General features: G+C 66.7%; 15 protein-coding genes and 1 tRNA gene. 2 read left to right on the top strand and 14 right to left on the bottom strand.

Annotated elements, in window-relative coordinates; genetic code table 11:
• The first annotated feature begins 24 nt into the window (after positions 1-24).
• Positions 25-651: a YitT family protein gene (locus tag SFB74_RS27580; protein WP_432727595.1), complete on the top strand. Its 627-nt coding sequence runs from the start codon at positions 25-27 to the stop codon at positions 649-651.
• Positions 652-669: 18 nt separating this feature from the next.
• Here the strand turns inward: SFB74_RS27580 and SFB74_RS27575 are convergent, their stop codons facing one another.
• The 7 genes from SFB74_RS27575 to SFB74_RS27545 form a co-directional block, all read right to left on the bottom strand.
• Positions 670-2,070 carry an amidase gene (locus SFB74_RS27575; RefSeq protein ID WP_432727594.1) on the bottom strand — a complete coding sequence of 467 codons (1,401 nt, stop codon included), beginning with the start codon at positions 2,068-2,070 and terminating at the stop codon, positions 670-672.
• Positions 2,061-3,548 carry an ABC transporter substrate-binding protein gene (locus tag SFB74_RS27570; protein WP_432727592.1) on the bottom strand — a complete coding sequence of 496 codons (1,488 nt, stop codon included), beginning with the start codon at positions 3,546-3,548 and terminating at the stop codon, positions 2,061-2,063. The genes SFB74_RS27575 and SFB74_RS27570 overlap by 10 nt, the downstream gene beginning before the upstream one ends.
• A gap of 218 nt (positions 3,549-3,766) precedes the next feature.
• Entirely contained in the window at positions 3,767-5,260 is a 1,494-nt protein-coding gene (locus SFB74_RS27565) for an ABC transporter substrate-binding protein (protein ID WP_432727591.1), read from the bottom strand.
• A gap of 122 nt (positions 5,261-5,382) precedes the next feature.
• The gene (locus SFB74_RS27560; RefSeq protein WP_432727590.1) at positions 5,383-6,216 is read right to left on the bottom strand and encodes an ATP-binding cassette domain-containing protein; all 834 of its coding nucleotides are present in this window, start codon (positions 6,214-6,216) and stop codon (positions 5,383-5,385) included.
• The gene (locus SFB74_RS27555) at positions 6,213-7,202 is read right to left on the bottom strand and encodes an ABC transporter ATP-binding protein (RefSeq protein ID WP_432727589.1); all 990 of its coding nucleotides are present in this window, start codon (positions 7,200-7,202) and stop codon (positions 6,213-6,215) included. Before SFB74_RS27555 ends, SFB74_RS27560 begins: the two co-directional genes overlap by 4 nt.
• A gap of 5 nt (positions 7,203-7,207) precedes the next feature.
• Positions 7,208-8,083 (bottom strand): ABC transporter permease, encoded by an 876-nt coding sequence (locus SFB74_RS27550; RefSeq protein ID WP_432727588.1) that lies wholly within the window; start codon positions 8,081-8,083, stop codon positions 7,208-7,210.
• The gene (locus SFB74_RS27545) at positions 8,080-9,030 is read right to left on the bottom strand and encodes an ABC transporter permease (RefSeq protein WP_418129569.1); all 951 of its coding nucleotides are present in this window, start codon (positions 9,028-9,030) and stop codon (positions 8,080-8,082) included. Before SFB74_RS27545 ends, SFB74_RS27550 begins: the two co-directional genes overlap by 4 nt.
• 104 nt (positions 9,031-9,134) lie before the next feature.
• Here SFB74_RS27545 and SFB74_RS27540 point away from each other — a divergent pair, with 104 nt between their 5' ends.
• Positions 9,135-9,410 carry a YfhL family 4Fe-4S dicluster ferredoxin gene (locus SFB74_RS27540; protein WP_432727587.1) on the top strand — a complete coding sequence of 92 codons (276 nt, stop codon included), beginning with the start codon at positions 9,135-9,137 and terminating at the stop codon, positions 9,408-9,410.
• A 16-nt stretch (positions 9,411-9,426) separates the two neighbouring features.
• Here the strand turns inward: SFB74_RS27540 and SFB74_RS27535 are convergent, their stop codons facing one another.
• The 7 genes from SFB74_RS27535 to SFB74_RS27505 all read right to left on the bottom strand — a co-directional run bounded on the left by SFB74_RS27535 (position 9,427) and on the right by SFB74_RS27505 (position 13,970).
• A complete protein-coding gene (locus SFB74_RS27535) occupies positions 9,427-9,936 on the bottom strand; it encodes a hypothetical protein (RefSeq protein ID WP_432727586.1) in 510 nt (169 codons plus the stop codon).
• A 38-nt stretch (positions 9,937-9,974) separates the two neighbouring features.
• The gene (gene pth, locus SFB74_RS27530) at positions 9,975-10,607 is read right to left on the bottom strand and encodes an aminoacyl-tRNA hydrolase (RefSeq protein ID WP_184640656.1); all 633 of its coding nucleotides are present in this window, start codon (positions 10,605-10,607) and stop codon (positions 9,975-9,977) included.
• Between the two features lie 83 nt (positions 10,608-10,690).
• Complete coding sequence (locus tag SFB74_RS27525) at positions 10,691-11,368, bottom strand: 50S ribosomal protein L25/general stress protein Ctc (protein ID WP_432727584.1); 678 nt, start codon at positions 11,366-11,368, stop codon at positions 10,691-10,693.
• A gap of 86 nt (positions 11,369-11,454) precedes the next feature.
• Positions 11,455-12,429, bottom strand: coding sequence for a ribose-phosphate pyrophosphokinase (locus SFB74_RS27520; RefSeq protein WP_081269883.1), 975 nt, complete (start codon positions 12,427-12,429; stop codon positions 11,455-11,457).
• Positions 12,430-12,567: 138 nt separating this feature from the next.
• Positions 12,568-12,644, bottom strand: a tRNA-Gln gene (locus SFB74_RS27515).
• 70 nt (positions 12,645-12,714) lie between these two features.
• Positions 12,715-13,596, bottom strand: coding sequence for a 4-(cytidine 5'-diphospho)-2-C-methyl-D-erythritol kinase (ispE, locus tag SFB74_RS27510; protein WP_432727583.1), 882 nt, complete (start codon positions 13,594-13,596; stop codon positions 12,715-12,717).
• Complete coding sequence (locus tag SFB74_RS27505) at positions 13,593-13,970, bottom strand: lipoprotein insertase outer membrane protein LolB (RefSeq protein WP_432727581.1); 378 nt, start codon at positions 13,968-13,970, stop codon at positions 13,593-13,595. The genes ispE and SFB74_RS27505 overlap by 4 nt, the downstream gene beginning before the upstream one ends.
• Positions 13,971-14,007: the final 37 nt, after the last annotated feature.

Here is a 14,007-nt window from a genome sequence, read left to right as displayed (position 1 = left end):
CGCGAGATTTGCGTCAAGGGCGCCATGGAAGCGCCACCCCCCACCACACCACCGGATTGGCTACGCCACTCCCGTTTCGACGACGCGCAGGCGATCTTTTCGGGCACCCTGTTCGTCGCCATCGCCATGATGCTTTTCGGCCAGGCGGGCCTGCTCACGGGCGGCACCGCCGGCATCGCGTTCCTGCTGCACTACGCCACCGGGGTGAGCTTCGGAAGGCTTTTCTTCCTGGTCAACCTGCCGTTCTACTGGTTCGCATGGCGCCACATGGGGCGGGCGTTCACGATGAAGACCTTCTCGGCGATCGCGCTGCTCTCGGTGATGACCGACTGGGCGCCACGCTACCTGTCGATCGATTCGCTGCACCCGGCCTTCGCGGCCGTGCTCGGCGGGCTGCTGCTGGGCACCGGCTGCCTGTTCCTTGCCCGCCATCGCGCCAGCCTGGGCGGCGCGACCGTGCTGACGCTCTATCTGCAGGAAAAGCGCGGATGGCCCGCCGGCAAGGTGCAGATCGGCATCGACTGCACGGTGGTCCTGCTCGCCCTGTTCGTGATCCCGCCGCAGCGGGTCGGCTGGTCGGTGCTGGCGGCAGTGGTGATGGGGCTTTTTCTCTGGATCAACCACAAGCCGGGGCGGTACGCGGCGACCTGAGATTTCTGAGGTTCCCGGTCAGCGCCCGGGCGGTAATGGCCAGGGGCGCTGCGGCTCACGGATCTGCTCGAAGGCGCGTGCAACGCGCAGCACTCCGAGGTCGTCGAACCGCTGGCCGGCAATCTGCAGCCCGATCGGCAAGCCCGGGGCCGAGTAGCCGCAGTTCACCGAGGCCGCGGGCTGCTCCGACATGTTGAACGGCACCGTGAAGCCGATGTGCTCCAGCGGCCGCAGCGGGTCGTTGGTGGGCGAGGGCGCCTCGGCCGCCGCCGGCATGTTCGGCGATACCGGCGAGATCACGTAGTCGAAGCGAGCGCAGGCGCTCACGGCGGCCACGCGCGTCGCATGGAACTGGCTGAAGCCGCGGAACACGTGCTCGCCGCTGAACTCCGCCGCGCTCTCGGCCCATTCGCGGATGTAGGGCAGCACCTTGGAGCGCTGGTCGGCGCGCAGGCTCTTCATGTCCACCAGCGAGCGCATGCGCCAGAAGTGGTCCATGCCGTCGAGCATCGCCTGCGACATGAAGGGCTGCATCGGTTCGATGATGGCGCCGGCTTTCTCGAGCAGGCGCGCAGCCTGTTCGACCGCCGCCTGGATCTCGGGCTCCACCGCCAGCCCGCAACCGGCGTCGAGCAGCAGCCCGAAGCGCAGTCCGCGCAGATGGTCCGGCGCCACGTCGAAGCCGGCCCAGTCGATGTCCTGCGGCGGCAGGCTCATGCTGTCGCGCGCATCGGGCTTCGACAGCGCCTGCATCAGCAGCGCGGCGTCGCCCACGGTGCGCGTCATCGGCCCTGCCGCGCGGCCCATGTAGGGCGGATCGATCGGAATGCGCCCGAGGCTCGGCTTGAGCGTGAAGATGCCGCACCAGCTCGCGGGCAGGCGCAGCGAGCCGCCGATGTCGGTGCCCAGGTGCAGGGGGCCGTAGCCCGCCGCTGCCGCCGCGCCGGCTCCCGCGCTGGAACCGCCCGGCGTCAGGCTCAGGTCCCATGGGTTGCGAGCCAGCGTGTGAAAGCTCGACAGCCCCGAGGACAGCATGCCGTAGTCCGGCATCGTGGTCTTGCTCACGATCACCGCGCCGGCTTCTCTCAGGCGCGCCGCGGGCGGTGCATCTGCTGCCGCGGGCTTCAGGTCGACGGCGGCGGTGCCTGCCGGCATCGGGTCGCCGCGCGTCGCGATGTTTTCCTTGATGGTGGCCGGCACGCCGTCCAGCGGGCCTTTCGCATCGCCGCGCTGCCAGCGCGCCTCCGAAGCGCGCGCCTGCTCGAGCGCGGCCTCGGGCCTGAAGAGCCACGTGGCCTGCAGGTACGGCTCCCAGCGCTCGACCTGCGCGATGACGGCCTGCGTGACCTCCACCGGCGAGAGCTTGCGGTCGCGGTAGGCGGCCGCGAGCTCCTGCGCGGAAAGGTCGTTCAGCTCCACGAGAGTGCGGAGAGGTCGTTCACGAAGATCGGGTTTTCCTTCCAGAGACCCTTGACGTTCTTCTTCGCGACCGTCGGGAACTGCGGCTGGTACAGGAAGCCGTTGGCCGCATCGGTGGCCAGCATCTTCTGCGCGTCGCCCAGCAGCTTGTTGCGCTCGGTGGCGCTCGCGGTGGTCTTGATCTTGTCGAACAGCGTGTTGAAGGCCTTCGACTGGTAGCCCCAGTAGTAGTCCGACTTGGCGTAGTTGCCGAGGTCGAAGGGCTCCACGTGCGAGACGATCGACAGGTCGTAGTCCTTGTTGCCGTAGGTGCCGCTGAGCCACTGGGCCCATTCCACGTTCTGCACCTTCACCGTGATGCCGATCTTGGCGAGTTCGGCCACGATCACCTCGCCGCCCTGGCGCGCATAGGGCGGCGGCGGCAACGTCATGGTGAGTTCGAGCGGCGTCTTCACGCCGGCCTCGGCCAGCAGCTTCTTGGCCTTCTCCACGTCGAAGGGGTTGATGCCCGTCGTGTCGACATAGCCCGCGGCGCCCGGCACGTAGTGGCTGCCGATGGGCACGCCGAAGCCGTCGGCCGCGCCTTCGATCACGGCCTTGCGGTCGATGGCCGCGAGGATGGCGCGGCGCACGCGCACGTCGTCCAGCGGCTTCTTGCGATTGTTGATCGACAGGATGGTCTTGGCGCGCGAGCCCGCCAGGATCACCTGGAACTGCGGGTTCATCTTGAACTGCGGCACCACGCGCGTGCCGATGCGCGGGAACACGTCGATGTCGCCCGAGAGCATGGCCGCGGCCTGCGCGGCCGTGTCGGAGATGAAGCGGAAGGTGACCTTGTTGATCTTCGCGGTGGCGGGGCTGCGGAAGCCGTCCCACTTGCTCAGCGTGATCGACGAGCCCTTGGCCCAGTTGTCGAGCTTGTAGGGGCCGGTGCCGACCGGCTTGGTGGCGTTGCCCTCGGCGCTCTTGGGCTCGACGATCACCGCAGTGGCCTGGCCCAGCACGAAGGGCAGGTCGGGGTCGATCTCCTTGTTGATGACGACCACCGTGTAGTCGTCCACCACCTGGGTCGCGAGGTTGGCGAAGGTGCGCTTGTCCTTGTTGGTGCTCTTCTCGCCGCCGGCGCGGTCGAACGAGAACTTGACGGCCGCCGCGTTGAAGGGCTCGCCGTTCTGGTACTTCACGCCGCGGCGCAGCTTGAAGGTGTAGGTCTTGAGGTCGGGCGAGATCTCCCAGCTCTCGGCCAGCAGCGGCGTGACGCTGCCGTCGGCGTTGATCTTGGTGAGCGTCTCCAGGATGTTGTAGTGCACCACCTCGGCGATGGCGGCCGCGGCGCCGGTGGTCGGGTCGAGCCCCGGCGGCTCGAGCGCCATGCCGATCACGATGGCGTCCTTCCTGCCCTGCGCCATGCCGGCGAGCGGGCTGGCCAGCGCCACGGTGGCGCCGGCGGTGGTAAGGAGGGTGCGACGGTTCAACATACGTGTGATCTCCGGAAAAACAAGCCAGGTTCGAATGGCGGACGACTGCTCCGGCGCACGCCGTGCCCCGAAGGGAGGCGCGACGCCGCGAAAGACACGGCACGCAGCACGAAAGATGCCACGTGCACGGCCGGTCATTCTCTCGCAGCGGGCGCGCCGGTGCGCGGGCCTCGGGCCGGTTTTTCCTCGGGACGTTCCCGTAGGCGGCGGTGCCCCGCTCAGGCCCAGGACAGGGCCGCGATGTCGTTCACGAAGATCGGCGCGTCCTTCCACAGCCCGCGCAGGTTGCGCCCGGCCACGGTGATGAACTGCGGCTGGAACAGGAAGACGTTGGCCGCGTCCTCCGCCAGCAGCCGCTGCGCGTCGCCCAGGTAGCGCAGGCGATCGGCCGGCCGCGCCGCGTTGCGCGCCTTCTCGAAGATCTCGTTGAACTTCGGCGACTGGTAGCCCCAGTAGTACTCCGGCTTGGTGTAGTTCACCAGGTCGAAGGGCTCGACGTGCAGGATCAGCGAGAGGTCGTAGTTCTTGTTGCCGTAGGTGCCGCTGATCCATTGCGCCCACTCGACGTTCTGGATCTTCGCGACGATGCCCACCTTGGCGAGCTGCGCGGCAATGAGCTCGCCGCCCTGGCGTGCGTAGGGCGGGGGCGGCAGCACGAGTTCGAGTTCGAGCGGCGTCTTCACGCCTGCTTCGGCCAGCAGCTTCTTCGCCTTCTCCACGTCGTAGGGGTTGATGCCGGTGGTGTCGACGTACCCCGGCGCGCCGGGCACGTAGTGGCTGCCGATGGGAACGCCCCGGCCGTCGATGGCGGCCTCGATCACCGCCTTGCGGTCGATGGCTGCCGAGATGGCACGGCGCACGCGCACGTCGTCCAGCGGCTTGCGCCTGTTGTTGATGGCGAGGATGGTCTTGCCGCGCGACGCGTTGAACACCACCTGGAAGCGCTTGTCGTTCTGGAACTGCGGCAGGCTGCGCGACACCGATGCGTGCGGGAACAAGTCGACGTCGCCCGAGAGCAGCGCGGTGGTCTGGGCTGCCGGCTCGGAGATGAAGCGGAAGCTGGCCTTGCGGATCTGCACCGCGTCGGCATTGCGCCAGCCGTCCCACTTGGCGAGCACGATGCTCGAGCCCTTGGCCCAGTTGTCGAGCCTGTAGGGGCCGGTGCCGACCGGCTTGGTCGCGTTGGTCTCCACCGTCTTGGGCTCGACGATGATGGCCGAGGCCTGGCCGAGCAGGAACAGCAGGTCGGGCTCGATCTCCTTGGTGATGAGCACCACCGTGTAGTCGTCGACCACCTGCGTCGCGATGTTGGTGAAGGTGCGCTTGTCCTTGTTGGTGCTGTTGGCGGCGGCCGCGCGGTCGAACGAGAACTTCACGCTCTGCGCGTTGAAGGGCTCGCCGTTCTGGAACTTCACGCCGCGCCTGAGCTTGAAGGTGAGCGTCTTGAGGTCGGGCGAGACTTCCCAGCTTTCGGCCAGCAGCGGCGTGACGCTGCCGTCGGAGTTGATCTTGGTGAGGGTCTCGAAGACGGTGTAGAGCACCACCTCGGCGATCTCGGCGCCGGCCTTGGCCGTGGGGTCCAGGCCCGTGGGCTCGAGCGTGAGGCCGATGACCAGCGCATCCTTTTTCTTCTGTGCCAGCGCGAGCTTCGGCAGGGCCAGCGGGGTCAGGGCTGCGGCGCCGGTGGCGAGCAGGGTGCGTCGTTTGAGCATGAAGCGGTGTCCTCGGAACAGGGGGCAGGCATCATCCGCGACGGCGCGCGCGTGCGCAACCAGATGCTTATGACCCACTCATCCTAAGGACGCGGGGCGACGCTTCGATGTCAGGTGTCAGCTCAGGTGGGCAGCAGCGTGCCGCCGGCGGGCGTGCGCGGCACCGCATCGAGCAGCGTGCGCGTGTACTCGTGCTGCGCATGCCGGAAAAGCTCGGCGGGGGCGCCCTGTTCGACGATCCTGCCTTTCCACACCACGCACACGTTGTCGCAGAGATGGTTGACCACCGCGAGGTCGTGGCTGATGAGCAGGTAGCTGATGCCGAACTGCTGCTGCAGGTCCTGCATCAGGTTGAGCACCTGGGCCTGCACCGAGACGTCGAGCGCGCTGACGGGTTCGTCGGCCACGATGAGCTTGGGGCGCGTGATGAGGGCGCGCGCGATGGCGATGCGCTGGCGCTGGCCGCCGGAGAATTCGTGTGGGTACTTGTCGAGGTCGGTGGTTCGCAGACCTACTGCCGCGAGCGTTTCGCTGGCGCGTTCACGTTGTTCGGCACGGCTCGTTGCGGCTAGTGCTTCCAAGGGTTCGGCGACGATGCGCGCGACGGTCTGGCGCGGATCGAGCGAGCCGTAGGGGTCCTGGAACACCATCTGGAAGTCGCGCCGCGCCACGCGCAGCTCTTCCTTCGATAGTGCATGCAGGTTGCGGCCTTCGAGCGAGACGGTGCCCGAGGTGGGCGTGTCGAGCGCCATTACGAGGCGCGCGATGGTCGACTTGCCCGAGCCCGATTCACCGACGATGCCCACGCTCTGGCCGGCCTGCACTTCGAAGCTCACGCCGTTGAGTGCCTTCACGGTCGGCGGCGGCCCGAACAGCTTCTCGCGCGGCAGCGCATAGTGGCGCACGAGATCGGTGACCCGCAGCAGTGGCGCAGAAGCGTTGGTGGTCTCGCTCATGGGGCGATGGCTCCTTCCGCGGCGATCTCCTCGAGCCGGATGCAGCGCACCGCATGGTCATGCGGCAGCATCGTGGCCGGTGGCCGCGTGGTCATGCAGGCATCGACCGAGTAGCTGCATCGTCCCGCGAAGGGGCAGCCCTTCGGCAGGTCGACCAGCTCGGGCACGCTGCCCTTGATGGTGGCCAGCCGCACGCCGCGCGGCGCGCCGATGACCGGGCGCGCGGCGAAAAGGCCCTGCGTGTACGGATGGGCGCGCCGTGCGAACACTGCCTCGGTGGGGCCGCTCTCGACCACGCTGCCGCCGTACATCACGAGCATCTTCGAGACCGTCTGCGCGATCACGCCGAGGTCGTGCGAGATCAGGATCAGCGCCATGCCGCGCTCGGCCACGAGGCTCTGGATCAGCTCGAGGATCTGCTTCTGGATGGTGACGTCGAGCGCGGTGGTGGGTTCGTCGGCGATCAGCAGGTCGGGCCCGCATGCGAGCGCCATGGCGATGCCGATGCGCTGGCGCTGGCCGCCCGAGAACTGGTGGGGGTACGCGTCGAGGCGCGAGGCCGCATCGGGAATGCCCACGCGCTCCAGCAGCGCGAGCACTTCCTTGCGTGCATCGGCCTTCGAGAGGCCGCGATGCAGCCGCAGCGGCTCACCGACCTGGCGCGCGATGGTGTGCACCGGGTTCAGGGCCGTCATCGGCTCCTGGAAGATCATGCCGATGCGGTTGCCGCGGATCTGGCACATCTGCTTCTCGGGCAGGCCGACGAGTTCGGTGCCGTCGAAGCGGATGCTGCCACCGACCTTCGCGGTGGAGGGCAGCAGGCCCATGAGCGACATCACGGTGATCGACTTGCCGCAGCCCGATTCGCCGACGATGCCCAGCGTTTCGCCGCGCTCCAGCGTGAAGTCGATGCCGCGCACCGCCTCGGCGGGGCCGCGCTGCGTCTGCAGGCCGATATGGAGGTCCTTGACTTCGAGCAGGGGCATCTTGCTTACCTCGCCCGTGCGAGTCGGGGGTCGAGCAGGTCGCGCAGGCCATCGCCGAGCAGGTTCAGGCCCAGCACCGCGAAGGCGATGGCCATGCCGGGGAACACCGCAAGCAGGGGCGCCTGGAACATCATCGTCTGGGCCTCGCTGAGCATGCGGCCCCACGAGGGCTGCGGCGGTTGCGTGCCGAGGCCAAGGTAGGAGAGGGCGGCCTCGGCAAGGATGGCGATGGCGAAGCGGATGGTGATCTGAACGATCAGCACGGCCGAGATGTTCGGCAGCACGTGCTGCATGGTGATCGCGAAGCTGCCCTTGCCGCAGGCACGCGCAGCGGCGACGTACTCGCGCGACCAGATCGCGTTGGCCGATGCGCGCGTGATGCGCGCGAAGGTCGGGATGTTGTAGATGCCGATCGCGATGATCGCGTTGACGATGCCCGCGCCGAACACGGCCGTCATCATGATGGCCGAGAGGATGGCGGGGAAGGCCAGCGAGAAATCGGTGAGCCGCATGATGGCCTCTTCCACCCAGCCGCGTTTCGCTGCCGCGAGCAGGCCGAGCGCTGTGCCGACCACGAGGCCGATGCCGACCGCGATCACGCCGACCAGGATGGATGCGCGCGCTCCCACCAGCAGCAGCGAGGCCACGTCGCGGCCGTACGTGTCGGTGCCCAGCCAGTGCGAGCCCGTCGGCGGCTTCAGCTTGTTGGCCATGTCCATCTCGTAGGGGGACCAAGGCGTCCACACCAGCGAAACAGCGGCGGCCAGCAGCAGGAGCAGCGTGAGCGTGCCGCCGATGACGAAGCTGCGGTGATGCAATGCGCGGCGCCAGAAGCCCGGCACCTGGAGCGCGGCGGCGCTCGGAACTGCTGCGGCGCTCATATGTCGCTGGCCTTGATGCGCGGGTCGATGACGGCGTAGAGCACGTCGACCACGAAGTTCACGATGACCACCATGGCCGCCAGCAGCATCACGCAGTTGCGCACCACGATCAGGTCGCGGTTGCTGATGGCCTGGAAGATCAGCCGGCCCAGGCCGGGAAGATAGAACACGTTCTCCACCACGATCGTGCCTGCCAGCAGCTCGGAGAACTGCATGCCCATCACCGTGATGACCGGGATCATCGCGTTGCGCAGCACGTGCGTCCAAAGCACCATGCGCTGCGACACGCCCTTGGCGCGCGCGGTGCGCACGAAGTCTTCGCGCATCACCTCGAGCACCGCCGAGCGCGTGATGCGTGCGAGGATCGCCGCCTGCACCACCGCCAGAGACAGCGCCGGCAGCAGCAGCGACTTGATCCCCGCGAAGATGCCCTCGCCCCAGCCTTCGAAGCCGCCGGCGGAGAACCACTGCAGCTGTACCGAGAACACCAGGATCAGCAGGATGGCGAACCAGAAGTTCGGGATGGCGATGCCGACCTGGGCCATGCCCATTAGGCCGACGTCGCCGAGCTTGTTGTGGCGGGCCGCGGCAGTGACGCCGACCAGCAGCGCGATCACGACAGTCAGTGCCATGGCCAGCACGGCCAGCGGCACGGTGAGCGCGAGGCGTTCGAGGATCAGGTCGAGCACCGGGGAGCTGTAGGCGTAGCTGTCGCCGAGGTTGCCGGTGAGCAGGCCGCCGATCCAGTGCCAGTAACGGGTCCAGGCGGGCTGGTCGAGGCCGAGCTTGGTGGCCAGGGCGGCGACCGCCTCGGGCGAGGCGTCGGGGCCCATGAGCATCTGCGCGGCGTTGCCGGGCAGGATCTCCAGCACGAGGAAGACGATGACCGAGGCGCCGATCAGGGTGCCGATCAGCGTGGCGAGGCGCTTGACTAGGAACAGACTCATGGGGCGGGGCGCAGCATAACTGACTCCCGCAACAAATGTGCCGTGAATGTGGCCTTTGTCATTCATCGGCGGCGCGCTCACCCGGAGCCGCGATAATCGGGGGCATGGCCCTCATGATCACCGACGAATGCATCAATTGCGATGTCTGCGAGCCCGAGTGCCCGAACGACGCGATCTACATGGGCGCGGAGTTCTACGAGATCGATCCGCACAAGTGCACCGAGTGCGTGGGCCATTTCGATGAGCCGCAGTGCGTGCAGATCTGCCCGGTGGCCTGCATTCCCGTGAACCCCGAGCATGTGGAAAGCCGCGAGACGCTGATGCAGAAGTACCAGCGCCTCACGGCGATCAAGGTGGCGGCCGCTCCGAGCGGCGCCTAGTCAGCCTACCGGTCGCTCAATCGGCCGATTTCCGCTTCTTTTTCTTGCGCTCCGGTGCTTCTCCGCCGGCCGCCTTCGCGCTCGGACCGCTGTTGAAGCTCATGCTGGATTTGCGGGGCGTACTGGCCTCCTTGCGTGCGCGGTCCCGTTCCTTCTGTTCGGCCATGGCGAGCTTTTTTTCCGCCAGGGCGGCGCTTCTTGCCTCGCGCGCGGCCCGCTGGTCGCGGTCGTAAGCCGCTTTCTCGAGCGACAGGCGGTTGCGCTCCATGCGGTCGGCCTGGGTTTGCGCGCTGCGGGTGCCGGCATCGGCGGCGCGGCGGTCTTCGTCGCTGCGGCGATCGTCCACCTTCACCGTGCTGCCGCCCTCGCAGGGCCTGTCGGAATAGGCGTTGCCGCATCGCCAGGTGCCTGCCCCTTGGGCGGACGCGCCCGCTGAGCAGATGCCGAGTGCTATTGAAAATATAGCTGTCGCGGCCTTCGAAGCCGTCTTCCTGCTTTCCTCTTTCTCTTTCTTCTTTTCGCTCATTTTTTATTTCTCTCCCTCCCTGCACTTTCAATGGCCGGCTAGGTGGCGGCAGGCGTGCCCCCTTCGCCGGGCTCCCTCCGCGGCGGCTTGGGCCGGGGCGGTTTGCTCGTGTGAATGACCAGGGTCGCCTTCTCCATCTCGCCCGCCACCAGCGCGGGGATCGCGTGCAGCGTGCGGGTGATGGCGTCCTCGATCGCTTCGCGTTGTTCCTTGAGCGGCTTCTTGAGCACCCAGTTGACGACCTCCGACTTCACGCCGGGGTGCCCGATGCCCAGGCGCAGCCGCCAGTAGTCGCCGGTGCCCAGCTGGGCGTGGATGTCGCGCAGCCCGTTGTGACCGGCATGGCTGCCGCCGAACTTCAGCTTGACCTGGCCCGGGACCACGTCGAGCTCGTCGTGCACGACGAGGATTTCCTCGGGCGCGATCTTGAAGAAGCGGGCGAGAGCGGCCACCGACTTGCCCGACAGGTTCATGAAGGTCTGCGGCTCCAGCAGCCAGATGCTCTGGCCGCCGATGCTCGTGCGCGCGGCGAGGCCGTGGTAGCTGCGCTCGGGCACGAGATTGAGCTTCCATTCGCGCGCAAGGGCGTCGATCCACCAGAAGCCGGCGTTGTGCCGCGTGGCTTCGTACTCGGGGCCCGGGTTTCCGAGGCCGACAAACAGCTTGATCATGGTCGTGGATTATCCGGTCGCCGGAAAAGCAGAAGGCCCGCACGAGGCGGGCCTTCGAGAAGCAACGAATGCGAAGAAGCGGATTACTTCTTGGCAGGTGCCTTGGCAGCGGGCGTCTTGGCCGCGGCCTTGCCACCCTTGCCGGCCGGAGCGGCGGCTGCGTCGGCAGCTGCTGCGCCTTCGGCGGGAGCTTCTTCTTCGGCAGCCGGCGTCACGGCCGAAGCCAGCACCGGGTTGGCCTTGCCGTGGCTGACCCACTTCACGCCGCGGGGCAGCTTGATGTCCTTCAGCGTGACGGTGCCGTTCTTCTTCAGGCCCGACAGGTCGACTTCGATGAACTCGGGCAGGTCGGTCGGCAGGCAGTTCACTTCCAGTTCGGTCGTGACGTGGTTGACCAGGTTGTGGTCGAGCTTGACGGCTTCGGACTCTTCCTCGCCCTTGAAGTGCACGGGCACCTTCAGGGTCATGCGGGTCTTGGCGTCCACGCGCTGGAAGTCGATGTGTTGCACCAGCTGGCGGAAGGGGTGGTATTGCACGTCACGCAGCAGAACCTTGCTGACGTTGCCGGCCAGTTCCATCTCGAGAACGCTGGAGTGGAAGGCTTCCTTCTTCAGGGCGTGCCACAGCGCGTTGTGATCGATCTCGATCAGTTGGGGCTCGGCGCCACCGCCGTAGACGATGCCGGGGGTCTTGCCCGTGATGCGGAGACGGCGGCTCGCACCCGTGCCCTGCTTTGCGCGCTCAAAAGCGACGAATTTCATAACTAGCTCCTGTAAGAGTCCACCGCGACCAGTGCGACTCCGGTTCAAAAAGGCCTCCTGCAGAGGAGGCCCGCTTCATGCCTCGGTCAGAACAGGTTGTCCTGATCCGAGAACAAACTCATCACCGACTCGCCCTTGGCAATGCGCTGGATCGTTTCGGCGATCAGCGGCGCCACGGAGAGCTGGCGGATCTTTCCGCAGGCGTTGGCGCCGTCGGAAAGGGGGATGGTGTTGGTCACGACCACTTCGTCGAGGGCCGAACCCTGGGTGATGCGCTCGATGGCCGGGCCCGAGAAGATCGGGTGCGTGCAGTAGGCGTACACGCTCTTGGCGCCGCGCTCCTTCAGCACCTCGGCTGCTTTGACCAGCGTGCCGGCGGTGTCGATCATGTCGTCCATGATCACGCAGTTGCGGCCGTCGATCTCGCCGATCACGTTCATGACTTCGCTGACGTTGGCCTTCGGGCGGCGCTTGTCGATGATGGCGAGGTCGCAGTTCAGTTGCTTGGCCAGCGCACGGGCGCGGACCACGCCGCCCACGTCGGGCGAGACCACGATCAGGTCTTCGTAGTTCTTGGCGCGCAGGTCGCCGAGCAGCACCGGCGAGGCGTAGATGTTGTCAACTGGAATGTCGAAGAAGCCCTGGATCTGGTCGGCGTGCAGGTCCATCGTGAGCACGCGCTCGACACCGACGGTTTCCAGCAGGTTGGCCACGACCTTGGCCGAGATCGGCACGCGGCTCGAGCGCGGGCGGCGGTCCTGGCGGGCATAGCCGAAGTAGGGGATCACGGCGCTGATGCGTTCGGCCGATGCGCGCTTGAGCGCGTCGACCATGATCAGCAGTTCCATCAGGTTTTCGTTCGTGGGTGCGCAGGTCGACTGCACCACGAACACGTCGCGCGCCCGGACGTTCTGGTTGATCTCGACGGTGACTTCGCCGTCGGAGAAGCGGCCGACGCGAGCGGCGCCCAGCGAAGTGCCGAGGTTGTGCGCGATTTCTGCAGCAAGGCCCGGATTGGCGTTGCCGGTGAAAACCATGAAATCAGGGTGATTAGCCTGCATGAGCGCGTCCCGGCAGTGCAAGTGGGCTTAGGAAGCCGCCAAAAGGTTCGTATGCGTGGCGGCCGGTGAGCCGCCGATTATTGCAGCGGGTGGGCTGCAAATGAAGACTGCGGCCATCGGGCCGCAGTCGTGAAGATTTGGCAGGGGAGAAAGGATTCGAACCTTTGCATGCTGGAATCAAAATCCAGTGCCTTAACCAGCTTGGCGACTCCCCTACACGGGTCGACGGCTTTCGCCATCAACCGATATATGTCGCATCGAACCGAATGAACGATCCGATCATCTTCAGGTTGCCCATCCCCAGAGTGGATGAACTTCCAGATTGCTGCATTTGCGAACCTGCCAGCCTTCGGGGGCTTCGAGCAGTTCCGCTTCCTGCGGCGATTGCGGCAGCATCGCGAACACCGAGCTTCCGGAGCCGGTCATCCGGGCCTTCAATCCTTGGGTGCCGAGCCATTCGATGGCATCGGTGACCGCGGGACAAAGTCGCTGGGCAACCGGCTGCAGGTCGTTGTGGCCGAAGTCGAAAACCCGGTTTCCCAAGTTTGTCGCTTCAGACAATTCGCTGTCTGCAGCAAAGCCTGAGATTATAGCAACAGGCGTGGCACGTTGAAGGTCCGAGGCCGAAAAAATTAATCGGGTATCGAGCCCCTCGGGTGGTTTGACCACCGCGAAACGCGCGGATGGGAGTGTAACCGGTGTGATTTCCTCCCCGATGCCTTCCACCCACGCATTGCGGCCGCCGAGGAAGAAAGGCACGTCGGCACCCAGCTTCAGGCCGATGTGGGCCAGCCGCGACAGAGGCAGATTCAGTCCCCAGAGGCGATTCAGCGCGAGCAGGCAGGTGGCGGCATCCGACGAGCCTCCGCCCATGCCAGCCTGTGCCGGTACATGCTTGGCGACGCCGATGTGGGCGCCCTGTCCAGGGGCTGCGAAAGGTTGAAGCGCACGCGCAGCACGCAGGATCAGGTCATCCACAGGCAACTCGGTCGTCAGGTCCTCGCGGCTGAGCTGCCCGTCGCGCCGCAACTCGACGTGCAGCGTGTCGCACCAGTCGATCAGCATGAACACCGACTGCAACAGGTGGTAGCCGTCGTCGCGCCGGCCGGTGATGTGAAGAAATAGGTTGAGCTTGGCCGGCGCGGGGAGGTCGTAGATCGCCTTCATGACCGCTCGAACACGATGCGCAGGTCGGCCCGCGGGCTCGGCGATTCGCGCACGGCGCTCAGTCGCCCAGTGCCGAGTTGCGCAAGATCAGGCTTCCAGCCGGGCACAGGCTCGTTGCGGCCCGCCAGCCAGCCGAACAGCGCGCCGACCGGAATTGCCGCGCCGGTAGCCGCCTCGATCAATTCGTCGACCGAGTCGAAGCGGCGTGTCCGGTTGCCGTCTTTCAGCAGTGCTTCGCCCGGCGCCCAGTGCAGTTGAGCCAGGGTGCTGCCGATGGGCGTCGTGAGCGTGAGGTCACCGGCCTCGGCCGAGCCGCGCAACTCGAACAGCGCCGCGAAGGTCTGCACCGGCTCGCTCTCGATGCGCAGCGACATGCGGCCGCTCCAGCTGTCCGAGGCCTTCGGCGCGGAA

The sequence above is a fragment of the Variovorax xiamenensis genome (genome assembly GCF_050916385.1).
Lineage (GTDB): Bacteria > Pseudomonadota > Gammaproteobacteria > Burkholderiales > Burkholderiaceae_C > Variovorax.
Note: the sequence above shows the minus strand (reverse complement) of the source record. Positions and strands in the feature narration are given on the sequence as shown.